This window comes from Bradyrhizobium nivariense, assembly GCF_029846695.2.
Lineage (GTDB): Bacteria > Pseudomonadota > Alphaproteobacteria > Rhizobiales > Xanthobacteraceae > Bradyrhizobium.
This window is the reverse complement of sequence record NZ_JARWCR020000004.1, coordinates 54267-78344: the sequence shown is the minus strand read 5'-3', so window position 1 is coordinate 78344 and position 24078 is coordinate 54267. Positions and strand designations below refer to the sequence as shown.

Sequence of the window (24078 nt, the reverse complement as noted above, 5' to 3'; positions counted from 1 at the left end):
TCTTTCCTTCACGCTTCGAAATCCACCGTACGTTCCGGGCTTTTGGTGAGCAGCTTCCGCAGCCAGGGCGGCGGCGACCCCTTCAGCACGGTCTCGAGCTTGACGCAAAGGTCGTCGATGGGCTCTGGTTGCAGCACCTTCATCGGATGGATGTTGCTCGCGACGACTCGCGCAGCACCCGAGCCGCCGATCGCCGCAACATAGAGGATTGCGCAGTCCCTGATCGCCTGGATCTTCGGCGCCAGCTTATCCTCATTGCCGTCTTCTGTGAGGTCACCGCCGAACTGAACCGCCTCAATAAACCGATGCCCGTCCGGGCCGACCTCGTATATCGCGATGTTCTTGGCCCAGCCGAAGTGCGCATCGACGTGCTTCAAGTCCTGAGTGGCGAATGCAACTTTCATCCGTGTTTTTTCTCTTCCTGCTCAACGCAACTGGGGCGGATGGACCTGCAGGTCACCGCAGGTGATGGCCAGGTTTCGGGCGTCGGCCCATGGTTGGTCTCGCGGTCGGTGATGATCAGATTGGCGATATCAAAGATCAGATCACGCGTGCCGCGATAGCCAACGGTCGTGAGGTGCGCAGCGCCAAGGCGATCGAACATCGGAAAGCCCACCCGGAGGAACGGAACTTTGAGGCGCGAAGCGGCCTGGCGACCATGTGAATGCGACATCAAAAGGTCGCAGTCACGTGACCTGGCAAGCTCTTCAAGGTCCTCCAGATCGCCGATCAGGACGTCCTCGGTCCTGACCCGCTGGAGCACCGGTGAGTTCGTCGTCGTCACCGCAGCCGTTACCTGCGCCCCCATCTCGTGAAGGAAGCTGGAGAGATCGAATAACAAGTCCGGCTCGGCGCCGATCGCGAGCTTGCGGCCGCCGATATGGAAATGGGCATCCAGCATGGCGTCTGCCAGCTGTCCACGCTGTCGGCGATATTTCGAGGGCACCGACCGGCCGCTGATCTCGCTCAGAAACGCGATGAATTCGTCACTTGGAATAAGGCCGCAGAGCCGCTCGAACAGACGGAACGGCGTGCCTGTCCGCGCCTGCATGATCTCGGCCGCACGGTGCATTTGCGCGCCGATCGCGATCGTCCAGGCCGCCTGCCCCATCGTCGCGATCTCGTTCATCCCAATGCCGCCGATCGTGGTCGGCGTGAATTCGTCGGGGATGTGGCCATCCAGCGAACCGGCAACGTCCGGCAGGAAGGAGGGCTTGAGCCCAAAATCCTCAAAGATCGTGCGAAGCTCGTCCAGATCGCCGGGCGTGAGGTGGCAGCCAGGTAGCACGTTGACGCGGGAACCATCGCGCGGTCTCGCTGCGTCGACGGGAGCCACGAGCACCTCGATCATCCGCGCCACGGTTTTCCCCCAGCCATCCTGAAAGGCATCCTTGAAATCCGGCGTCGAGACGTAGACAAGGGGAAGCTTTTCGAGCTGCGGATGCTTCTGCCGGATCAACCGGATGAAGGCCTCGACGTCCTCGCCGTTGGTCTCGGTAACGCCAGTCGAATTGATACCAATGATCTCGGGCCCGACGCGATTGTAGATGTTGAGGATCGCCTGTTCGAGATTCTCGAGACCGCCGAGCACGGTGGCAACCTCGTTCATGGCGGTCGTCTGCATCGGCACCGCTTCGTTGAAATGGCGCACGAACAGCGTCAGCCCGAAGGAGGCGCAACCTTGCGGGCCGTGCAAAAGCGGCATCGCGCCGCGCAGGCCCATGAAGGCAAATGAGCCGCCGATCGGCTGGCTCATCTTGAGCGGATTGACCGAACAGGCTTTCTTCGAGGCAGTGACGATCGCCATGTCGTTCTCCTACTCCGCCGCCTGCAGCGCCGGGGGCTGGAGATCGGAAAGAGTGTCCTTACAAGCAAGTCCCCTCGCGGTGGAATTGGTGCACGGCTTGACGGGCTCGACGAGGTTCGAGCCACGCGCCGCAATCGCGCTCTCACCATCGCCGATCTCACTTTTGTTGGAGAAACTTATTGTCTTGACGCCGTTCGTGTTCGCGCCTCGAACTGGATCAACGGCTTGCGCATCCATCTGCGCAACCGTCTTTGCCTGAAGCTTCCAATCGAACTCATCCCAAGGCGCGCCATGGCGGAGCTGATCCCATATCGGATTGTAGAGCGCTTTCTCGATCTCCTCCATGAGCTTGACAATCCCGACATAGCCCATATAGGCGTGGCAGCGCTCCTGGTTGATGTCGAGCCATGGGGTCGCCGCCTTTAGTGCGACGAATTGCGACTTGCCGCCCGAAAGCATGATGTCGGCTTTTGCGTCCTTGAGCATCTTGTAGATCTCGGGCGGTGACATGTCCTCGATCATGTGGGCGTGCTGACCCATTAATTCCTTGATACGTTCCTTGTCCTTCTCGGTCGATTTCTTCACGGACGTGCCGACGATTTCGAGCCCGGCCTCCTGCAAAGCTGCCACCATCGACCAGGATTTCACGCCACCGGTGATGAGAACGACCCTCTTGCCGGCAAAGCGCGGCTTGAAACGTTCGATCGCAGTCCAGGCTTTGGTCTCTTCGCGTACGATCAGGGTTTGCGTTCGTTCCATCAGCTCAGCCGGCGCGCCACGTTCGATTAGCATGCGCGCGATCTGGCGCAGTGAATCGCTGGAATCCTCAACACCGTAGAACGAGCCTTCAAAAAACGGGATGCCGTAGCGCTGCCTCATCTTGCGTGCGACGTTGATCATTGCTTTTGAGCAGACCATCATCGCGGCTTTGGCTCGGTGTGAATAAGCGACTTCGCGGTACTTGCCGTCCCCCGAGATGCACGACAGGATCCGAATTCCGAGCTCATCGAGCAGCGGCTTGACCTGCCAGAGCTCGCCGGACAGGTTGTATTCGCCGATGATGTTGATGTCATACGGAGTGGTGTAATCGGGCTCTCCGGTACCGATGACGTGCTCCAGCAGTGCTTCGCCTGCGAGCTTGTTACCAAGGTTCTTCGACCCCACAAATCCCGGTGCATTGATGGGAATGACCGGCTTGCCGAATTTGGCGGAGGCCGCCTTGCAGACCATATCGATGTCGTCACCGATCATCGCGGGCACGCACGTCTGGTAGACGAAGATGGCCTGTGGGTCGTATTTCTCTGTGATCTCCTTGACTGCCCTGTACAGCCGTTTCTCGCCGCCGAACACGACGTCGGTCTCGCTCATGTCAGTGGTGAAGCTTCTGCGCCACAGATCGGAGCCGGAGGAGGCGGAACCGCGATTGTCCCAGGAATTGCCCTCACAGGCGATTGGACCATGCACAAGATGGGCGACATCGGTGAAGGGTTGCAGTGCGATTTTTGCGCCATCGAAGGCACACCCGCCGGCGGCGCCGCCCGGCTTCAGCTGCTTGGTGCATCCATTCTTGCGCTCGATGTTCGACTTGCTCGCGTTCCTGGCGCAGCCCGGTTCGTTAAAGACGTCCAGTATGGTCGTGGGGAGCGAAGTCATGGTGTCTCTTTCGGGGATGTAAGACGCCGCACAGCCCAAGAGGATGGCCGGCGGATAGCCTGTGATCCCCGCCACAGCGCCGCTGTTCCTGCGGACGATGAGGCGGGGCGCTCGCCTTAGCGTATGATGTCGAAGCTGTAGTCTGTCTTGCCGACCGAGCTGGTTTTTCTATCGATCTCATCAAAGATCTTGTCGAGAATCTTGACCAACACATTCATGCTACCCTGATAGCCCCACACTGGATAACGATGGTGATGATGGCGATCGAAGATGGGAAACCCGATGCGGATTAGCGGTGTTCCAGTGTCACGCTCGAGATATTTGCCGTAGGTGTTACCGATCAGGAAATCGACCGGTTCTGTGAACAGGAGCGAACGCATGTGCCAGAGATCCTTGCCCGGAAAGGCGCGGCAGTTTTTACCGAACGGCGAGCTCGCGAACAGCGCCTGCATTTTCTGCTGCCAGGCCTTACCCCCGTTCGTCGAGAGCACGTGGGTGGGCTCAGCGCCGAGCTCTAACAAGAATGCGGCCACGCCATAGCAGAGGTCGGGATCTCCGTAGATCGCGAACTTCTTGCCGTGAACATGCGCGCTAGAGTCAGCCATTGCGTCTACCAGACGCCCGCGCTCCCGCTCCAGCGCATTTGGAATTGCCTTGTTGGTGATACGCGACAGCGTCATCAGGAAATCGTCCGTGGCGCTGACGCCCAGGGGGTGATTGAAGGCGACGACCTCTTGGTCGTGCCCCTTGACGAAGGCCAACGTCTTCTCCGTACAATATTGCTGCATGGAGATGGTTGCCCTCGCGTGGACTGCGTTCGCGGCATCCTTCAGCGTGGTGCCGCCATCATACATGCGGAACTCGCCGTCGGTGGGGGTGTCGAATACGTCACTGTTATCCGCGAGGATGGTGTAGCCGATCCCCATCAGCTCGAATATGCGCTTTATCTCACGCATGTTGCCGACAGTGTAGCCGTCGAAGCCGCCGATAAAGTTGATCGTGTTGTTCGCCTTGCGCTGGAGTTTTGGCGCCGTGCCGGCTTTGCCGTCCCAAAAATGCTCGAGGATGCCCTTGAGCGTGTTGTCGTAGCCGGTAACGTGGCTGCCGACGAATGCAGGAGTGTGAGCGAATGGTACATCGTAGTCCGCGGGGACTGAACCTTTTTCCTTGGATGTTTTGATGAAGGCGTTGAGGTCGTCGCCGATGACTTCCGCCATGCAGGTCGTCGCGACTGCGATCATCTTCGGCTTGTACATGTTGTAGCTGTTGGCAAGCCCGTCGGTAAGATTGTTGAGCCCGCCGAACACGGCCGCGTCTTCCGTCATGGACGAGGAGACGCACGAGGTCGGCTCCTTGAAGTGCCGTGACAGATGGCTGCGATAATACGCGACGCAGCCCTGTGAGCCGTGGACGAACGGCAGTGTGCGCTCGAACCCGAGCGCGGCGAACACCGCACCTAGCGGCTGGCAAGCCTTCGCCGGATTAACCGTTAGCGCCTCGCGGGCAAAGTTCTTCTCGCGGTATTCGTGTGTCTTGGACCATTCTCTGATACGGTCGACTTCGGCTGGATCATGCGGATTCTCAAATAGCGCCTTCTTATTGGCCAGCATCTGCTGGTATTCGTCTCCCCGGAAAAGCTCAGAGTGGTCGAGTATGTGTTCGGCGTTCTGTGTCATCATGGCACTCTTTAGGTTCTTGTTTTCGTTCTCCTGCCCTTCCCTCCTCTGCGGAAGAAAGGGCCTGGGCGTCGGGGTTCCTATTCCGCCGCCATGAGGCTCGGCCGCGGAGCGTCCTTCCAAGGTGCCGTGGTCTTCCCCCAGATCGGGGAATTGATCGCCATATCCATGTCTCGGGCGAAGATCGCGAAGCCGTCGTAGCCGTGGTAAGGACCCGAGTAGTCCCAGGAATGCATTTGACGGAACGGCACGCCCATTTTCTGGAAGACGTATTTTTCCTTGATACCGGAACCTACGAGGTCTGGCCGGATCTTTTCGACGAAGCGCTCGAATTCGTAGCCGGTGACATCGTCGTAGATCAGTGTGCCATCTTTGACGTAGTGCTGAGCGGTGCGCTGGTAGTCATCGTTATGCCCGAACTCATAGCCGGTGCCGACAACATCCATGCCGAGGTCCTCGTAGGCGCCAATGACATGGCGAGGACGTAAGCCGCCGACGAACAGCATTACGGTCTTGCCTTCGAGCCGCGGCAGGTATTTCGAGGTCACCGCGTCGACAAGCGGCTGATATTTCGCGATGACGCGCTCGGCGCCTTCTTTGATCTTATCATCGAAGAAGCTTGCAATCTTGCGCAACGACTCCGCGATTTTGGACGGGCCGAAGAAGTTGTACTCGCACCAGGGAATCCCGTATTTTTCCTCCATGTGCCGTGAGATGTAGTTCATCGAGCGATAGCAATGCAATATGTTGAGCTTCGCCTTCGGCGTCGCCTCCAATTCAGCAAGAGATCCATCCCCGGACCACTGGGCGATGACGCGCAGGCCCATTTCTTCGAGCAGGATCCGTGACGACCAGGCATCGCCGCCGATGTTGTAGTCGCCGATAATCGCAACATCATATGGCGTCGGCGCAAATTTGGAGCTGGCCTCTGGGGCGCTCTTGTCGAAGATCCAATCTCGAACTGCGTCGTTCGCGATGTGATGGCCGAGCGATTGTGACACGCCACGAAAGCCCTCGCACCGCACAGGCACGATGGTCTTGCCGCCATATTCCTTTGACTTTTCTCTGGAGACCGCCTCGATATCGTCGCCGATCAAACCGATCGGACATTCGGACTGAATGGTGATGCCCCTGTTGAGAGGAAATAGCTCCTGGAGCTCGTCGATCAGTTTGGTGATCTTTTTATCGCCGCCGAACACGATATCCTTTTCCTGGAAATCGGAGGTGAACTGCAACGTCACGAAGGTATCGATGCCGGTCGTGCCGACGTAGTAGTTGCGCCGTGAGCCCCATGAGTATTGACCACAGCCGACCGGACCGTGGCTAATGTGGATCATGTCCTTGATCGGCCCCCAGACCACGCCCTTGGAGCCTGCGTAGGCGCAGCCACGGATGGTCATCACGCCCGGAATGGACTTGATATTCGACTTGACGCCACAATCCGACTTCCCCGCCTCGTGGACACTGAGATGCTTGGCGCGTCTTTTGGCGGTCTTCTCTGGGTAGACCTTCAACACCTCATCGATTAGCTGCTTGTTGCGCGCCTTGATCTCAGCGACACTCTGGGTAGTTGCTCGGCTCATACAAATTTCCTTTCGATTGTCGTCTCAAATCAAGAAGCGACGCTTTTCCGGTAGACCGACGGATCTCCGATCCGGCATTCAGTTGTAAAGCGTGCAACCCCCGTGACCCGTCCTACCGATCGCAACTTCGCGCCCTTCTGGATCATGCGGCAGCGGTCGTTCACGATCTTGTAATTCATCTCGGCTGAGCGCTTGCGAGCGCGGTGTGTGTGACGCTGTTGATTTGTCGACGGGATCGCTGACCAAGACGCGTCTCGGTGAAGTCATGCCTACTCTCCAGCGGGTGGTCATATCGGCTTCTTTACTCACTGCCTGCCATCAGGGGCGTGTCCCTCTGCATGTTGATGCAAAGGGCTAACAGCCGCCTCTTGCGCAGGGGTTTGCAATGAGTGTGCCAGCGCTGGTTGAATACAAAAACCCACGTCTGTAGAGCTAGATAGTTGGCAGGATGCGGATTGTTAGAAACCTGACCTGTCTGCCACCGACAGGCGTATCTGCTAATGGCCTGTCTGAAACAAAACAATCAGTTGCGCTCTCCGGGAAATCGACGCCGCCAAAGATCGGTTATTCGCCGCATTGAAGGTCGAGTTAGGGACGCAGAAAGATATCGCCAAGGAGACATCGCTCACCTTGAAGATCACCGAGCACCGGCATTTCGGGATCGGACTCATCGCTGCCATCGTCGCGCTTTCCACTCTGATGAGCATGTCCGTCGGACTGGTCGGAATGATCCTGCTGGCCGCGGCGTACCTTCTGTCGACCATCACCGCCTTCGAGGTTCGGCATGAATACCCCTGGGTTGGCCATCCTGAACGTCGTCTGTGGCTTCACCGTGCTCGGCTGGCTTGGGTTGTTCGTGTGGGCGCTGATTGGTCTTGGGAAATCCGCATTGGACGCCATGTCACAGCATTCGGCACTCGGCCTGGCGAAGACTCCAGCCGGGGATCCCGCTCTAAAGATATCCGATTACGATCTGCCCTCCGGGTGGAAGATGCCCGTCTTGCAAACCGAGATCTTCTCCTTCGAGAGAAAGCGGGAGTCCGGTGGAATCAGCCGAATCCGTCGAGCTGCCTCGCGCGCGTTCCTCGCTTCTGTAACGACGAGTTGGCTGCACTCAGCCGCCAGTCGGTTCACGACCTGCGCACGACCCCTTTTGGAGCTTCTCGCGCTCCTGCTGGAGCGCTTCGGTCTCTCGGGCGAGCTCCGCGTGCTTGCTCGCCCAGTTGTTCCTGGAAACGCAGGCGGGTCTCCGCGAGGAGAGGGGGGCGAGGGATTCAGTCAGCCGAATGTAATCATTGCAGTTCGAGCACGACAGGGTGGGTTCATGAGCGGTTTTGGGCGCCCGCGTTGGATGTCATGAACCCTCCCCTTTTCGGCAGCTCCTGGCCGGAATAACGTGATCCGGCCCGCTCTGCCACGCTTCCGATGTGGCGTTACCGTTATCTCGACGTCCTGGTGGAACGCCGTCAGCATACGCAGCAGCTTTACCACAGAAACCAGCCTGAACTGCCCCCGGAGCATCCTGGACAGGCTGGGCTGCTTCACGCCCACCAGCCTCGCGGCTTCGGTCTGAGTGATCTCCCGGTCCGCCATCAACCGCTTCAGTTGTACGACGAGTGCTGCCTTGAGTTGGTGCTCCTGCGCGTTCGCCAGGCCGAGATCAGCAAAAATGTTGCTGGAGCCCCGGCTGTGGGCCGGCAGCTTCTTCTTCGTGCTCATCATCGGGCGGCGTCTGTTCCTTGTCGATAGCTTCGGTGTCGCGCAGGCGCTGCCGAAGAGATGCCCCTTCTGCGAGACCAGTTCGTCCCTGATGCTGATCAGCGCCTTAAAGAGCTGCTGAGCGGCTCGGGTGAAGGTTAATTTGCAAGCTCTACAGCGCTCGAGTGCCTTCGGAGTTTTAGCTTAACTTGTTGCGGGTGTGCTCGCCTTAGGACAGCACACAGGCCGGGGAGCACGTATTGTGCGCGGCTAAGAGTATGGACGGTAATTCGTGCGTCCGAGCGCCTGCGGAAATCAGCGTAAGACACGAGTTCACTTCCATAGAAGAGATTCTGGCCAATCTGTGAACTCCAATTCGAAGCTACGTAGGCCAGTGGGTTTGGTCGTGAATTTATGGGTCTTCCCTGAAAGGGCTGCCAATGAGCCAGATGCGAATTTGAATACTGTCGTGCGGGAAGTTGCGACCGCAATGCCTTGCTCGCCTTCCATGATAGAGAAGCCGGTCGCCTCGGAGAGTTGTCCAATTGCAACTCCCTCCAGCGCGCGGTGAAATTCCGGGGAAGCCAAGTATGACCCTTTGTCGGCAGCCCACTCGCTGACCGACACTGCTGTGATCCCCGCGTCGCTCAAGAGACCACCCGCGATCCGGCAGCCATATTGAACGCTGAGAATGACCCGCTCATTCCGAACTCCGACCGGCTCTCGATCGGCGGCAGTGATCGTGCACGCGTACCGCCTTGTGTCCGCAACCGCGCCCGTGCTTGGCCCGAACAACTCGAGAGCGGAACATAATACAAAAGCGAGAACGGGTCTTATCATTCGGCTGCACCTGGTCTGGAATATCGTTCGCCTGCTCTGTACAATCTGACGCTACGGCCGATTCAAGCTTCTTCGATCGCTCTGTCGGATGAAAGCTACTCACGGTGACCGCGGTGTCGCAGAAACGAGGCGATCGGTATCCCCCGGCGACAACCCCTGGATGGGTGCCCGAACGATTCCATTATCCGCGTTCACGGCGCGCACGGGCCAGCACGTCGGTGAACCAAGGCTATGGACCGACGCCTTTCAGCTCGGCAGCGGCCATGAGGGGCGCGACGGCCCGCGGCGCCGGAACGCTACGTCCCTGACGCGGGCGCAGGCGTTCTGCGGGCGGATGCCATTTCCGCGCCAATGCCCCGCGGCACAGGTCCCGAAATTTTCATCACAGTGTCAATGTAAAAGGAAACGTGGTCGCCAGGAGCCGGTCGAAGGCAGACTGCCGCTCAAGCAGACGCTCTTCGAGGATATTGCGCTCGAGATCACTCAGCTCACATTGAAGCCTTCTGCGACAGCGCCAAATGTCATTCCGCACGTATCTGATCTCATTTAAGCGATCGTCAATCGAAGCCATCACGCATACCATATTTAACCTGAACCAGCCATGGACAACTGGTCAATCACGTCGTTCCGGGGAAGACGCCGATGACATGTCACGACTGGCCATCTGTCACGATCTCCTCCCAGCATGTCCTCTTGTATCGCAGTCTTTCAACGCAAGGGCACGAAGTGACGGTTGCTTCTGCAGAAGTTCAGCGGCTTTTGCCATCAGCGCGCAGGACTTCAAAAGCTGCCGCTCGCCCGTCAGTGGGCCGAAGTGGTTTATCTTATTCCAACCAACACCCGGCCTGATCCGGTGTCAGGCCGGCGACTTAAGCTGGTGTCGAATGGGAGTATCCGACTAATCGGATCGTCGTACCGTCAAGCTCAGGGTAACCGCGCCTTTCGGATTGAGAACGGCAATTGTCATGCCAGCGAACCTTAGGTGGAAGGCAAGCCATGTTCAGGCTTGGGGGCTGGTCCCTTACAAAGGAGCGGGATGTCGCGGCGGCGCGCCGGAGTGGCCCGGATATGAGTCAGAGCGGCTTCAGTCGGCAGGGCTCGGCGAAATCGTGAGCGATGTGCACTGCCGGGCCCTCGGCTCAGTGTCTCGTCACACCTGCGTAGATCTTACTGCCGCCGTTCCCGCGTGCGGCCCGCAAGCAGCAGTTCGATCTCATCACAAAACTCTCTGTGCGATGATGTCTAGCCGGGACTGGCGGTTGTCGCTTCTGTGACACTGCATGTAGTCATCAAGCCAAGACATCCGACGTTGTTTGTTCCCCCGGGCTCGCTCTGCAACTAAATCAGCAGCTTGCATGTCAGATCCAACTGGCATGGCGGTTGCTATTGTCCAGCCACACCGTGAGCGCTGAGCGCGACCAGCGGGTAAGACGTATACGATCAACTTCGCCGGAGCGTATTGGCCACCCAATCGCTTGATGGAGCACCGATGCGGCCACCGGACAGCTTACACTTTTGCGGCACACCCGTTGTTGTCAGATCGACCATCACGCCGAAGGTTGAGGCGCTCGTCTGACCTACCAACACGAACGTCGTGATCTAGCTCAAAGCGAACTCGCGAATCAAATAAGGGCCAAACCACCCTCGTGGGCGCATGCCGGCAGCGAGCACCTCGAAATCGCACGTTTGATGCAGCCTCGCTTTCAGAGGATGCGGTGCATACTGCGCCGACCCGTTGAAAGAACGGAGGGTGGCCTCGTTGTCGACTGTTTCCTTGATAACAACCAGAGCTGATGAGGTGCGTTTATGAACAAATCGATCCGGAAGCTTCGGCTTGTGGCCGAAGCATCTGTTTTGGCGATTGGGCTGCTGATGTCGCCAGCAGCTGACGCAAACGATGATCTGCTGAGAACTGCCAAGCAGATCTTCCATCCGATCCCCTCAGTCATTCCTGCGGTAAAGGACAATTCAGTCACACATGAAAAGGTCGAGCTTGGCAAGATGCTGTTCTTCGATCCGCGGCTATCGGCAAGCGAGATCATTAGCTGCAATACGTGCTGCAATCTCGGCACCGGCGGAGTCGATCCCGGTCCGACCTCAGTCGGTCACGTCTGGAAGGTCGGCTTACGTCGGGCCCCCACCGTCTACAACGCGGTGTTCAATGTGGCGCCATTCTGGGACGGACGCGCTGCGGACCTGAAGGCGCAAGCCACCGGCCCTGTGCAGGCAAGTGCCGAAATGAATGCGACTCCGGATCGTGTGCACGACACCTTGAACTCAATGGCCAGCTATGTCGCCTTGGTCAAAAACGTCTTCCCGAACGAAGCGAGACCGGTCCCCTTCGAAAACTATGCGAAGGCAATCGAGGCTAATGAAGCGCCTCTCATTTCACCTGCGGCCCCATTCGATCAGTATCTGGAGGGCAATACACATGCTCTGGATGATCAGCAGAAGTCAGGGTTGGCGCTGTTTATAGAGAACGGATGCTCCGCTTGCCACAAGAGAATCGACGTCGGTGGACAGGCCTACTCCCATTCGGCGTGATAAAAACGCCTGACGCAAGCCTGCTTCCGAGCCGCCGATAAGGGTTGGTTCGCGGTCACCAAAGGCAGTCGGTGACGAATATGTCTTCCGCGCGGCGCCCTTGCGGAACGTCGCGTTGCGAGCCCCCTACTTCCATTCGGGCCAGGTTTGGAGCGTGAAGCAAGCTGTTGCCCTGATGAGTGAAATCCAGCTCGGCGCCAAGCTTAGCGATGAGGAAGAGAACGATATCGTAGCGTTTCTGTATTCGCTGACCGGGCGGGTACCTAAGATCGAGTATCCGACACTAACCACGCGTACGAACACGAGGCCAAAGCCTTCCATAGACAGATAGGATTAACAGCACCGGCCTCATGCTTGGTGTAGCAGATGCCATGCACGTACCCGGGGTCACGCAATGACGTCAAAATGAATGATCCCGTGCCGTCACTCATAGCCAGGCCTATAAAAAAGCGCCCGGCCTACTCGGGAGGCCGGGCGAAAGTCACGCAGGAGCGACGCTGCTTTACGCATCGCACCAGCTTTCGTCGGTAGGGAGGACTACCGGCGATCGATTTACGGCAAGGGCATTCGCCGTCAAACGACGGGAAGCGGATATCGCCTCCGCGCAAAACGCTTGCCTTCCGCTCCTGTGGGACAGTTCAGGACTTGCCCACCACTCGCCCGCGTCCGGTTGGCAAGGCAGTGCCTTGATCGAGCTTTGATCCTTCGCGCAAGCGGCTTGGCGCCCTGAAACTCAAGCGGCCGCTTGCCGTCGCGCAGCAGCATTTGGCATCCCCAAAACACCAGCAACGCTCGATCATCTTCCCGAAGATCGTGCCAAGGCGCCAATCTCCTATGACATTCCGTAAGGGAGGTAAAATAGATTGTTGTGATGGGACGCATCCACGCGATGGATAAATGAAAAGTAGAGCTGTATTTAGCGTCGAGCGTTAATGGCTTCGATCGGCATCGCCGGCAGGCTATCGGCCGTCGGATCGAGAATCGAGCTTGTCGCCGGCTGTATGCGACCGCCTCGGCCAACGCCGGCCGGCATTCCCGTCTCTGGAACTTTGGAAAGCTCGCAAGGACATCGCAAGCCCCCAAAGCGTGTGCATCTCATTCGCAAAAGCGTGGCAAAACGGTTGGCACCATCGTGGCGCAGCCCGCAACTCGCGTGCGGCCACCATATTGACGAGCGCGGGACGCACCCCTCCCACTTTCGAGTTTTCAGCCCGCAGTCGGGATTGATCCAGAGCTGCCGATCAGGTACTCGCTGCCGCGCCAACACAATAAGCTGCTTGGAGGCTCCGCCTGTGAATGCGTTCGCGTTCGATACCCTGTTCGGGTAACCGGACGAGCTCCGCGGCCGGAACGAACCCGGGCCGCTTTCAATATCAGTGTGATCGCGATGGGCCTGGTTTTTCCGTCAGCAGCTTCTCGAACCCGCCCGTCAGGAAGTTGCGATCACCCTCGGCCGGCGTCCGTTTGATCACACCGCCATGAGGCTCCTTAGGAATTGCCAATGCCGGATTACTCTAGAATCGCAGGGATGATCAGGTCGGACAGCTTGGTATTCGGCTGGCCCCGCGACGAGCCATGAGCTCGATCGCCTCCGTGCCGTTGGTCAAGATGATCTCCTCGGTGCGGCAGGTATTCACGTGCTGAACGACTTTGGCGCGCGCCTTCGATGCGTCCGCCGCCGCTTGGCAAGTGGAGCCTGGACGCGGGCGACATGCAGGAACAGGTCCTGACCTCAGGATGCATTCTGAGTTGTGAAACCGGAGTAAGCAGCCAGAGCGCGGGCGGCGGGATCGGGCTATGACCCTACACTCCATGTACTCGTGCACGGTGACCACGGGCAAGCGGAGGTCGAGCTTCTCGTACCTCTTCAGGATCTCCGGAACGATCTCGTCGCGCGAGGAGACCGGCTCTTCGGCTCCGAAGTGACGCAGTTCTAGATATTCTGCAAGCGATCTTGGGATATTCGACGCCCGTCCACCTCGTCTCGGCTCGTCAGGCAGCGACGACAAGCCTCAACGCGGCCACTGGAGCATCGAAGCGGCCTTGTCCTTATCGAGATAAATTTGAGGTGCCCTCGACAGAGCCCCTTCGAGCTCGACTTCGACTACTTCGTTCACGACATCGATGAAGCCTTATGGACGCGGGCTGCTTATGCTGTCTTAGACGGAACACAGGTGTCAGGCACCGGACAGACGGCCGCGCATTGCGGCGTGTCGGAATGGCCCTCGCACTCCGTACACTTTTTGGCATCGATAACGTAAATGTCGCGCTTGAGGCTGATTGCCGCGTTGGGACACTCGAACTCACATGCGCCACAAACGGTGCATTGCGAAGCGACGATCTTGTAAGCCATGCCTTCCGACTCCTTAGGCGAGCGATGCCATTGGCGATCCCCTTCAAATGCCGTGCCAGACACAGACGCGCTCAATGGCAGGCAATTTGCGCAATTGTGTTGTGCTGGGCTGAGACCATGTTGCATCTGCGACAGCAACAGGCCGCTTCAATCTCAAGCTATGAGAGCCCTCGGGCACTACTCCGAGAGCCAGTCGCGACTCGAACGCTGCTAGCTTCCGTCGGTTTGTCCGGCACGGCAGCGCGCGGCCAAGCGACGCTCGATGATTCCGAAACCGGCGGCGCGACGAAAAGCCGCGAGCCGACGCACGTCTACGCAAGATCTCGGCAAACCTCCGGTCACACGCCCTGACTGGAGATTTTGTGCAAGCCTCGCTCATGGCTGCAACGTTACCTCCGCGGATAGACTCGCTGGAGGCTTGCCAAAACGGATTTGTGCTAACAATGAGCTTCGGCGTCGCTTCGGAACGAAATGAAGTCGCGCCGGGAGGAGCGACACTGGCTTTGCAAATTTATCGAGAATTGCAGTCAGCCTCACGCCTGGTGCCGAGTAAGCATGCCGGTGTGGGCAAGCGCTGCTACGCTTTGCTTGACTGTGCTCAGCCACTCCTCATGCAACTATTTTGGCAGAAGTGGAGCAGTGCTGAAAGAGGACTGTGCAAATTGCTTCAGCGGCATGGCCTTTCCGAACAGATGGCCCTGCGCAAGGTCGAAGCCGAGTTCGGTCACAGCGATCAGGTCGTCATGGCTCTCCACACCTTCGGCGACGGTGCGCGCACTGTATTCTTTGGCTAGATCGACGATCTGGCGGCACACCCTTCGCTTCAGGGGCCCATTTCCGCAACCGGAGACGTACTGCCGGTCCACTTTCAATTTCCTGAACGGGAATCTCTTCACCCCCATCAGCTGCGGCCAATTGGCGCCGACATTGTCGATTGCAAGGCCAATGTTGTAAAGGCGAACCTCACGCGCAACCTCGATCAGGAGATCTAGATTCCGGATGGCTTCCTCGCTCTCGATTTCAATCGTCAAGCCGCCGAAAGCGGGGTGCGCCGGCATGCGCTGACACAGATCGCGTACCGCCTGCGGGTCAATCAGGAATGCTGCCGGGAGATTGATGGAGAGATCGATCGACGTTTTCTGCTCCAAAAGATACTGCCAATCCATGATTGCGCGGTCGATCACGAACTGCGACAACTCCCTAAAATGTGGATCGTGAGGCTCCGGGATGAAATAGGCCGGTGGAACAACGCCCCAGGTCGGGTGCCGCATTCGCACAAGCGCCTCGGCGCCGCGGCGGCTGAGGGTACACGCGTCAAACTTCGGCTCATACCAGAGCTCAAGCCATCCAGCGTGTAAGGCTTCTCCGACATGGACCGCGGGACGGGGCGCCGGCTCTCTGGGCAAGAGCATGGCGACCCGATCGCGCAGCGTCTCGGCTGCAAACGGGGTCCTCAGCGGCGGCAGCATAGCAAGTCCATATTCGCGCCCGACCTGCTGCACTGCCGTCATGACGATCGATTCGCGGGCGCCGAATGACAGCACTCTGCCTGCAAACTTTTCGCGTACGAGTATCTCGAGCAATCTTCCAGGCTCGATGCGATCCGAGCCAATGCCGAGCAGGATCAGATCAGGGAGCTCCGTGCAGAGTACGTGCGGCAGCTCGTCAGCAGTCCCGCATTCGCTGATAACAAACCCTATATCCTCCAGCACATCTCGTAGAAAGGCGCGCAGATGCTGCTTGCCGACGGCCACGCACGCTCGCGGCCGCACCTTACGCTGTCCGAAGATTACAGGTTTCCCTCCGACCAATTCGGCCTGCCCATGCTCCATCGCAACCACTCCCGTTCCGTGACGACCCTTTAAACGAGGAGCGAAGGTCCAAACAAGCTGCGCTTGTCGTTATCTTTCGATTCTTCGAGGTAAGCTTAAGATAGTGCACGAGCGTGCAAAATCTTTCGCGATGTTGTTCTGACGATTTTGTCGGGCGCACGCGCATGATACCTCTTCGAGCAACTTTGTCGAGTGACGCACGCGAGCGTGGGGAATCTCATCTTCGGACTGATGCGCCCTATGGCGCGGCGATCATCATGGTGCACGATCTGCTGCATGAAGTAGCTCGTGAGTGACGATCGGCAACCACTCTTACGAATGTTTGATCGGCATGGCCGGCTTGCCCGCGCGCGGATGTGCCGTCTGGTTCATTTATTTTCCAATCGAAGAAAGTCCATCATGAGTTCGCAGCCGATCAAGCCGCGGTCAATTCTGAGAACGGCAGCATCTTGCACTTACCTCACCTCTGTTGCTTATAGCGGTGCGGAGGTCCTATTCACTACCGAGCTTGATAGTTGCTCTCAGTTGAATTTTCTGTATCCTTTTGACGATGGATTTCCTCAAAATGGATTGACGTGACGGGTGTTCGTGTTGGCGCTGAAGCGCAAGGCCCGCCCACGGGGGCACGGCTTCGCGCAGAGGCGCGCCAGGACACGAGAACGCGATCGCAGAAGCGGTCGAAAAGCTACTTTCTGAATTAAGTGGCCCGGACGAGAGTTCAGCCTTGAAGGCGCGAAGCAGGCGGCTCTGCGCCTTATTCGGGATCCCGAAGGGGGCTGCATTTTTGTCATCGAGCAACCCTCAACAGTAATCCGGTAGAGGATTCCGTAATTAGCAATGCGTCGTGCGCTCCGTCCAATACGTTCGTGCAGGTCGCCCCTGCGCAGGACTTGATGCGGGCGATCGTTTCGCCGTTCGGCGTCAGTACGAAGACGTCGCTGCAGATCGATTTTCGTAGGCATACGCCCCCGCCTATCGTAACCGTCTAGGGGCCTTAGCAGAATAGCGAGGAGCCCGATTGAGGTGCGCGTGGCGTGGCCACCTAGGTTCTGCCGGTCATATTGTGCCGCTCTGCCCCTTGTTGGCTTCTCGTCGTTTGCGTTCACATCTGTTTCCTCGCTGATGTCGGCGGGGAACAGGGCGGGACCCCAGGGCCTTAAGTTGGATTTTGCATCTACCGGATCTTGTAGTGGACGCTCCATCGTCTGCATGACACACGCAATGAACGAGCCCGGAGGCTCGTTCTCGTTCGTAATTTCTCGGGTTTGTACGCGCCCCGGCTGCGATCTCTGGTCCGGACGCCAGCAGGATTGGCGTCGCTTGTCATCGGCGCCGACGGAACGAAAGAGGCCGGCATAAGGGAGCCTCGCCGACGCGACCGACTGGCCCCCGACGAGGCCGATCGGACGCGGAAGGCCGTCGCGTACTGCCTGGCTCATTCGAAATGGAAACTCAGGTGCAAGCCCACGAACATCCGGCATCAGATAAAGATACTCGCTATCTCTTGTGCGTTGCCGCCAGCGCCTCCTCGATCTCCGCGCGCATTTCGCGCCGCCTGTCGTCTGGTCACTGACCGCTCGTGGCCTCTGCAGTTGTCGATTCCGATTATCGGCGCGCCGACTGTCGTGCTTCCGTTTCTTCAGCCCGGTGCTCATGCCGCTGTGGCAGATGCGCGGCTGTCACGCCATCATGCGCCATCTCGCGATCGCGCTAATCGATCTGAAGACGGTGGCGGCGATGTCCGACCGGGACATGCTGCTTCTTCCGGGTGTCGGTCACAAGAACCTAGCGCAGATCAGGACGTGGCTCGCGATGGCCATCGAAGAGGAGAAGAGGGGATGATAATAGACCGCGAGCGCCTGCTCAAGTTTCTGAGGCTCACGGAGTCCGATCACGACGGCGAGGCCATCGCCGCCGTGCGCATGGCCAACAAGCTGATACGCTCCGCAGGCAAGACGTGGGAGGATGTCGTGTCCGGCGTCGCGGCTCCGGCGCCCAAGTCCTACGGCTCCCCCGGCCCGACCGATTACCGAACTCCGCCGAGCAAGCGCGGAACGAGGCAGTACGGCAGGGCCGATCCGCGGAGGCCGAAGACCGAGGACAAGAAGATATACGACGACAACATCGGAACCTATCTCAAAGAATTGATCAAGCGCAGACTCGACCCGAGCACCGTCATGTTTCTCGCGTCGCTGTCCGAGTACTACGAGGCGAAGGGCTACCTGACCGAGCCGCAGTACGAGACTGTGATGCGAATGCACGACAGGAAGCGCGGCAAGTCAATCTGGAGGTTGTAGTCAGCGTTTTCTTGGTTCTAATCATATCAGGCGGCGGCGGCGAGTTTGTAGGACCAGGTATGGACGACGGGATGGCGACTGACGTCGTCGATTCCGGCCATGATGCGCTCCTTGAGTTCATAACTTTGATGTAACCCGGATGTGACGCAGGACGGAGCGGGCGAACTTGGAGAAGAAGCCCTCGATAAGGTTGAGCCAGGAGCCGTGCTTGGGCGTGAAGGTAAACTGAAAGCGGCCTGCCGGTCGTGTGTCGAGCCAGGCTCTGCTTTCTCTCGATATGTGGGCGGAATGATTATCGAGGATCAACTTGATCGCGGTCCTGGCCGGATAGGAGCATCGAGGAGATTGAAAAATTCTATGAACTCTCGGCTGCGGTGGCGGTCTTTGACGAGCGCGTGGACCTTCCCGGTGAGCAGGTCAATCCCCGCCAACAGGCTGAGCGTGCCGTGACGTTTGTACTCATGATCGCGCGCGAAGGTCGCATGCACGCCCGGCACTGGCGGCAGACCCGGCGCTGTCGTTGCGATAACCTGGATCCCCGGCTTCTCATCGTAGGAGACGATCGCTACCGACTTGTCCGATTTCTTCGACCGGGCGGCTTTTTTCAGAACCTGGACCTCGCGATAGACATACAGAACCTCCGCCATCTTCTGCTCGAACTCGGCGTCGCGGTTTTCAAGATGGTAGCGCACTTTGTGCGGTTTGATTTCCTCCTGCCCGAGAAGCTTGCACACCGTGCCCTGAACCAGACGGGCGAGACATTCATGTCCGGCCTCTGGTCCGTGCTCGCGGGCATGGCGGGCCAACAGCCGCGTCGTCCACAATTCGTGCGGATAACCATGCTCCTTGGCCTTGTCGCACGCCAGAGACACCAGCCAGGCCTTGGCCGCCGGCGTGATCACCGGCTCCTTGCCCGGTCGCGAGCGCTCGTCGAGTGCCGACAGCGCGCCATCGGCCGCCTAAGAAGCTCGATCGCCATTGCCTGAACGAAGTCCCGGCACTGGAAAATCCGACGGCGGAAAACAGCGCACATCTGGATCTGGGAGCGCACGAAACCGCGCCTTGCGCAACTCTCGCGCGTGAGGGTCTATGAGACGACGGATTGTTGGGCGGAGTATGACGGACACAATCGCTGAATTCAGCACTCAATTGCGGAGATCGCGGTGACGCAGTCTGCAGTCGTCCTCTTTTCGGGCGGTCAGTATTCCACGACTGCGTCGCATCGGCGCCATAGCGCTAGAACATCGCGTTACCAAGATTGTCGGACTGTGATGACAACGCTGTTCGAAAAACGGTCCGATGGGAAGCCAAAAGCAATGGGCTTTGGTCTATTTAGCATCGAACTGACGGATGACGGCGAAACGGCCGCTGGCCGTAAGTAAGTAGAAATCGCGGCGCAACTCATCGGAGGCCTCTTGTTTAGCGAAGGATGAACCCGTCGTCTCAGGACACGCTGTGTTAGGCCGCCTCAGATGGTGCTTCGGAACAATCGGGCCGCGCGACTTCTGCGGCGAACTGTACAGTTTTTCTTGGATGATACGTCATAACGGAATGCAGCCCGGCATCGTAGTGTGACCGCGAACACGAGCGCCCGGCCGCTTTCACCGATGGTCATGGATTTTGAGATAGATGGCTGGCTCATGCGGCTTCTCTTTCGAAAGAAACACAGCGCCAGAAACCACATTCAACCTCGCGGGGACTTGATTGAAATCGAGGTCAGTTAATTTCTGTTAATGTGAAGCAGCCGCTGGTCGGACAGCGATATCAACCGCTCGCGCTCCGCGCAGCGCGCGCGGCAACCCGTTTCCGTGAGATCATGGAGCTCAAGTCAAGGGATTTGCGGACGGCCTGTCAGTCGCGCGCGTTCGCCTTGAGTGCGGCGATGACATCCTCACGGGCGATGATTCCGACCAGCTTCTGGCGGCTGTCGAGCACGATGACGCTCCTGATGCGGTGCTCGACCATGACCTGGAGCACACGCGTCAACTTGGTGTCGGGACTGACATAGATGAATTCAGGTGTCATGACGTCGCCGACCTTGCGGCTCATCAGATCGTGATAGCGCGGCAGCATCTGGCACGGCGTGAAGGCGAAGCACTTCAGAATGTCGAATTTGGTGACGATGCCGACGACCTGCCTGTCATCCTCGACCGGATAGGAGTTGAAATCGTCGCGCTCGAACATCTCGCTGAGTTCGAGCAGGTCGAGATCGCGCTTCACCATCCGTACGTTGCGCGTCATGTAGCCGTCGACGGTCTGCTCAAGAAACTTGTACACGGCGCGTCCTCCTCGATTCATCTCGGTTCGCCGGCCGTCAGTGCGACAGCAACCCGCAGCGAGCGGATTGCGTGACCAGATATTGGGTGACGGCGCCCAGGATCAGCTCGTGGAAGTGCGAATGACCGGCGCCGGCGACGATCAAGCCGGCGCCGATATCGCCGGCAATTTTCTCCAATTGCAGGGCGGCGGTTTCGTGTCCCGCGGCTTCCGGGACGCGCGCGGTCGCGGTACGCCGTGGCGGGCGAGCCAGGCGGCGACATCGCTCACACGGGCCATGACCGCCGATCGATCGTCATCCTGCTCCGGAATCTCGACGACGGCGACGTCCCTCGCCTTGCGCAGCATCGGCAGCGCGTCGGCCATAGCCCGCCGCGCCTCGGGCGTATCCTTCCGCGCCACGAGCACGCTGCGCAGATCGAGCCAGTTGAACCGGTCGGGCACGACCAGAAGCGGCCGGCCGGCCTGCATCACCAGGTCCTTGGGGCTTGCGAGCGAAAAGGCATCGGAAAAGGCCGGGCTGTGCCCGCCGCTGACGACGATATCGGCGCACCGCACCTGCGCCAGGACAAACTGCGTGGGGAAATCCATGGCGCTGCGCCATTGCGCATGTCCGCCGCGCGCCCTCGTCGCGGCGCGGAATTGCGCTTCCAGATCGGTAAGACGTTTCCTGATTGAAGCCTGCTCCCGGTCGATCAGCGCTTGAGCCTCAGCGCCGTCAGCGAAATAGAGCGGCGGAGCGAACTGCGCCGCGGCAACGACCGACGATGGCCGCCTCGAACCGCTCGGCGAGTTCGCCCGCGACCTGAAGGGGCCGTTGTTGGGCTGATCGAGCGCCAGGCTGACTATCACTGTCGCATATGTCATCGGCAGTCTCCGGGCAGCGAGATGCGGTGGAATCTAGCCGCGCCGACGCAAGGCGGAATGAGGTAGATCAAATTTCGTCGTGCCAGCTGGAAGAATTCCGCCAATAAAATCAGACATCCGAACTTGCCTCCGGCCCGGCCTTGGGCGAAATTGCAGCCCTCTTCACGGCACGGAACCCGCCGCAGGAGAATGGGAGCAATAGCTTGTCGCCGAGCCGCGTCACGCATCCGCCGGACGACGGTCGGGGCGAGCATTTTCGGGGCCGAATCGAAGGATTCGGCGTCGGCACCTGGGATCTCGACCTCAACACGCGGGAGCTGGACTGGTCGGAAACCGCCGGTGCCTTGCTCGGCCTCGCGCAGGGCCAGCCGCGGAGCTACGACCTGTTTATGTCTCGCCTCGAGCCCCGGGGGACTTAAGCGCGTGGAGAGCGCAATCAAGCGCGTCTCCGAACACGGCGGCGGCTTCGACATGTCTTTTAGAGTCTCGAACCCCTCCGGCAGCGGGCAGTGGATCCGTGCCCGGGCCGGGCTCATTCGGGACGAGGCCGGCGTCGCCCGTCATCTCAGCGGTATCTTTCTCGACATCGACGAGGAGAAGCAGGTCGAGGAAGCCCTGCGCACGCGCGAGACTCACCTCCGCTCCATCCTCCAGACCATTCCCGATGCCATGATCGGCATCGACGGCCACGGCATCATGCAGCTCTTCAGCACGGCGGCCGAGCACTTGTTTGGCTGGTCGGAGCAAGAGGCGATCGGGCAGAACGTCAGCATGTTGATGCCTGAGCCGGACCGCTCCCGCCATGACAGCTCCATCGCCCGCTACCGCTCCACCAACGATCCGCACATCATCGGCATCGGCCGCATCGTCACCGGCAAGCGCCGCGACAGAACGACCCTTCCAATGCACCTGTCGATCGGCGAGATGCAGACGGGCGGCGAGGCCTTATTTCACCGGTTTCGTCCGCGACCTTACCGAGCATCAGCAAACCCAGGCGCAGCTCCAGCAATTGCAATCCGAGCTCGTCCACGTCTCGCGGCTCAAGGCACCCAGCATTATAGTGGCGTGTGGCGGCGTCGATACTAAAATCGCGAGCGTCGCAAGAATGAACCTCTTCGGCTAGAGCGCTCCGTAGCCCATATCCGGGCCGGTCAGGTCGGACAGAAATGCCAGCTTGTAATTATGAAACATCGCATCGCGTGCAGTCGCGTGGCAGTTCGGTAGTCGTCCCCGCCCAGGCGCTGCCGAACCCCCTGCGGCAATAAGAATGATGCTTCGAAAGCTGGTTTCACATTCCTTCGCGACAATCTGTGATATGCGACGGCGTTTGACCCACCTTGTATTAGCGCGATCGGTTATATTGATCCCGTTCCGTGAGGAATGGCCCAGCCCGGGTGGCCGCCCGAGCTGGGTCGCCGTTCGATCGGATCGGTACCCACCGAAGCCATGAGGGCTGTCTGGCGTAGCAAGATCGCGATCGGCACTTCATCGGGACCCGAATGGTTGAACGAACTTTAGGTTCGCATAACAAGGGAGGGATCGACGAAGATGGCCAAGCATACCACAATCTGTGCCGGGATCGATACCGGCAAGCGGAAGCTTGATGTGGCGATCGATGGCAGCGGCGAGCAGTTGCAGGTGATGCACACGGCGGAAGGCCATGAGGCTTTGCTGACGTGGCTGCGACAGCATCGTGTCAAACGCATCGGCATCGAGGCGAGTGGCGGTTACGAACAGACTATCGTCGCCGAACTGCGACGAAAGGGATTTGTGGTTGTGGTGTTTCAGCCGGCTCAGGTCCGAGCCTATGCCAAATTCCACCTGCAACGGGCCAAGAACGACAAGATCGATGCCGCTCTCATCGCGGCTTGCACGGCAGCGGTGCGGAAGATCCATGCCGCTCCCGATCCTCGATTGCTGCCGTTCGCCGAGCAACTGACTATGATCGACCAGATCGGCGAAGATATCGCGCGCCTCAAAAACAGGATCGAGAGCTGCCGCAATGCGGCGATCAACAGGCTCTGGCAAGAGGATATCGCTCGCCTGGAGCAACGTGAGAGGGGCGCACTCAAGGCTCTGGTCGCCTCGATCCGCAAGCATCCCGATCTTGCCAATAGACTTGCGCTGATCAACAGCGTCGACGGCATCGGGCTGCCGACCGCCGTGGCCATCCTGGTGCGTCTGCCTGAGATCGGCCAGATCACGCGCGAGCAAGCTGTCGCTCTCGCCGGCCTTGCGCCGTATGACGACGACAGCGGCGAGCGCTCAGGCGTTCGGCATATCGAGGGCGGGCGAAAGCGGCTGCGCCGCGCCCTTTATACGGCTTCGCTGGCTGCGTCGTTCCGATGGAACCCGCAGCTCATCAAGCTCTATCAACGGCTGACTGCGGCTGGAAAGGAACACAAGCAGGCGCTCGTTGCCTGTGCCAGAAAGATGCTTATTTTCGCCAATACAGTGGTGGCTCGCGGTACGCCGTGGTGCGGCGAACCGCCGCTAGGATCATTCCCTGCTTCTTAGTTCGACCGGGACGCTTCTTCGTCCCGACCGACGGCTCCTCATGACGTCGTGCGCAGCGTCCGTCAAGGATGGCCGTCGCTCGCCCGAGCCTCACGTGACCCTGCTGCCAGGCCACGCCTTGACGGACGCGAGCA

General features: G+C 59.1%; 16 protein-coding genes and 5 pseudogenes. 6 read left to right on the top strand and 15 right to left on the bottom strand.

Going from position 1 to position 24078, the window contains the following annotated elements:
* Nucleotides 1-8: 8 nt before the first annotated feature.
* The 8 genes from nifX to QCM77_RS05145 all read right to left on the bottom strand — a co-directional run bounded on the left by nifX (nt 9) and on the right by QCM77_RS05145 (nt 9044).
* Nucleotides 9-404 (bottom strand): nitrogen fixation protein NifX, encoded by a 396-nt coding sequence (nifX, locus tag QCM77_RS05180; RefSeq protein WP_279682163.1) that lies wholly within the window; start codon nt 402-404, stop codon nt 9-11.
* Nucleotides 401-1807 (bottom strand): nitrogenase iron-molybdenum cofactor biosynthesis protein NifN, encoded by a 1407-nt coding sequence (gene nifN / locus QCM77_RS05175; protein ID WP_279682161.1) that lies wholly within the window; start codon nt 1805-1807, stop codon nt 401-403. Before nifN ends, nifX begins: the two co-directional genes overlap by 4 nt.
* Nucleotides 1808-1816: 9 nt before the next feature.
* Nucleotides 1817-3460: a nitrogenase iron-molybdenum cofactor biosynthesis protein NifE gene (gene nifE / locus QCM77_RS05170; RefSeq protein WP_279682159.1), complete on the bottom strand. Its 1644-nt coding sequence runs from the start codon at nt 3458-3460 to the stop codon at nt 1817-1819.
* Nucleotides 3461-3576: 116 nt separating this feature from the next.
* Nucleotides 3577-5136 carry a nitrogenase molybdenum-iron protein subunit beta gene (gene nifK / locus QCM77_RS05165; RefSeq protein ID WP_279682372.1) on the bottom strand — a complete coding sequence of 520 codons (1560 nt, stop codon included), beginning with the start codon at nt 5134-5136 and terminating at the stop codon, nt 3577-3579.
* 80 nt (nt 5137-5216) lie between these two features.
* Nucleotides 5217-6719, bottom strand: a complete 1503-nt coding sequence (gene nifD, locus QCM77_RS05160; RefSeq protein ID WP_279682157.1) for a nitrogenase molybdenum-iron protein alpha chain — start codon at nt 6717-6719, stop codon at nt 5217-5219.
* A gap of 588 nt (nt 6720-7307) precedes the next feature.
* Nucleotides 7308-7619 (bottom strand): hypothetical protein, encoded by a 312-nt coding sequence (locus QCM77_RS05155; RefSeq protein ID WP_279682155.1) that lies wholly within the window; start codon nt 7617-7619, stop codon nt 7308-7310.
* A gap of 378 nt (nt 7620-7997) precedes the next feature.
* The gene (locus tag QCM77_RS05150; protein WP_279682153.1) at nt 7998-8441 is read right to left on the bottom strand and encodes a helix-turn-helix domain-containing protein; all 444 of its coding nucleotides are present in this window, start codon (nt 8439-8441) and stop codon (nt 7998-8000) included.
* Between the two features lie 309 nt (nt 8442-8750).
* A complete protein-coding gene (locus tag QCM77_RS05145) occupies nt 8751-9044 on the bottom strand; it encodes a hypothetical protein (protein WP_279682151.1) in 294 nt (97 codons plus the stop codon).
* Nucleotides 9045-11063: 2019 nt separating this feature from the next.
* Between QCM77_RS05145 and QCM77_RS05140 the strand changes: the two are divergent.
* Nucleotides 11064-12132, top strand: a pseudogene (locus QCM77_RS05140) (cytochrome-c peroxidase).
* An 805-nt stretch (nt 12133-12937) separates the two neighbouring features.
* Here the strand turns inward: QCM77_RS05140 and QCM77_RS05135 are convergent.
* The 3 genes and pseudogenes from QCM77_RS05135 to QCM77_RS05125 all read right to left on the bottom strand — a co-directional run.
* A pseudogene (locus QCM77_RS05135) lies at nt 12938-13080 on the bottom strand (hypothetical protein); the annotation flags it as partial.
* Nucleotides 13081-13950: 870 nt separating this feature from the next.
* Nucleotides 13951-14154 (bottom strand): 4Fe-4S dicluster domain-containing protein, encoded by a 204-nt coding sequence (locus QCM77_RS05130; RefSeq protein ID WP_279682149.1) that lies wholly within the window; start codon nt 14152-14154, stop codon nt 13951-13953.
* Between the two features lie 617 nt (nt 14155-14771).
* Complete coding sequence (locus QCM77_RS05125) at nt 14772-15986, bottom strand: EAL domain-containing response regulator (RefSeq protein ID WP_279682147.1); 1215 nt, start codon at nt 15984-15986, stop codon at nt 14772-14774.
* Nucleotides 15987-17639: 1653 nt separating this feature from the next.
* Here QCM77_RS05125 and QCM77_RS05120 point away from each other — a divergent pair.
* Both QCM77_RS05120 and QCM77_RS05115 read left to right on the top strand, forming a co-directional pair.
* Nucleotides 17640-17828, top strand: coding sequence for a hypothetical protein (locus QCM77_RS05120; protein ID WP_279682145.1), 189 nt, complete (start codon nt 17640-17642; stop codon nt 17826-17828).
* Nucleotides 17825-18283 (top strand): hypothetical protein, encoded by a 459-nt coding sequence (locus QCM77_RS05115; RefSeq protein WP_279682143.1) that lies wholly within the window; start codon nt 17825-17827, stop codon nt 18281-18283. Before QCM77_RS05120 ends, QCM77_RS05115 begins: the two co-directional genes overlap by 4 nt.
* Nucleotides 18284-18400: 117 nt before the next feature.
* Here QCM77_RS05115 and QCM77_RS05110 read toward each other — a convergent pair whose 3' ends face one another.
* Complete coding sequence (locus QCM77_RS05110; RefSeq protein WP_462804291.1) at nt 18401-18589, bottom strand: transposase; 189 nt, start codon at nt 18587-18589, stop codon at nt 18401-18403.
* The gene (locus QCM77_RS05105; RefSeq protein WP_279682141.1) at nt 18586-19185 is read right to left on the bottom strand and encodes a hypothetical protein; all 600 of its coding nucleotides are present in this window, start codon (nt 19183-19185) and stop codon (nt 18586-18588) included. Before QCM77_RS05105 ends, QCM77_RS05110 begins: the two co-directional genes overlap by 4 nt.
* Before the next feature lie 59 nt (nt 19186-19244).
* Here QCM77_RS05105 and QCM77_RS05100 point away from each other — a divergent pair.
* A pseudogene (locus tag QCM77_RS05100) lies at nt 19245-19419 on the top strand (6-pyruvoyl trahydropterin synthase family protein); the annotation flags it as partial.
* A gap of 715 nt (nt 19420-20134) precedes the next feature.
* On the opposite strand, the gene QCM77_RS05095 reads toward QCM77_RS05100, so the two are convergent.
* Nucleotides 20135-20560 (bottom strand): CBS domain-containing protein, encoded by a 426-nt coding sequence (locus QCM77_RS05095; protein ID WP_279682139.1) that lies wholly within the window; start codon nt 20558-20560, stop codon nt 20135-20137.
* A 37-nt stretch (nt 20561-20597) separates the two neighbouring features.
* Nucleotides 20598-21427 (bottom strand): annotated as a pseudogene (locus QCM77_RS05090) (universal stress protein).
* A 203-nt stretch (nt 21428-21630) separates the two neighbouring features.
* On the opposite strand from QCM77_RS05090, the pseudogene QCM77_RS05085 reads away from it, so the two are divergent.
* Together QCM77_RS05085 and QCM77_RS05080 are read left to right on the top strand one after the other, a co-directional pair.
* Nucleotides 21631-22475, top strand: a pseudogene (locus QCM77_RS05085) (PAS domain-containing protein); the annotation flags it as partial.
* 500 nt (nt 22476-22975) lie between these two features.
* Complete coding sequence (locus QCM77_RS05080) at nt 22976-23944, top strand: IS110 family RNA-guided transposase (RefSeq protein WP_279682137.1); 969 nt, start codon at nt 22976-22978, stop codon at nt 23942-23944.
* The last annotated feature ends 134 nt before the right edge of the window (nt 23945-24078 follow it).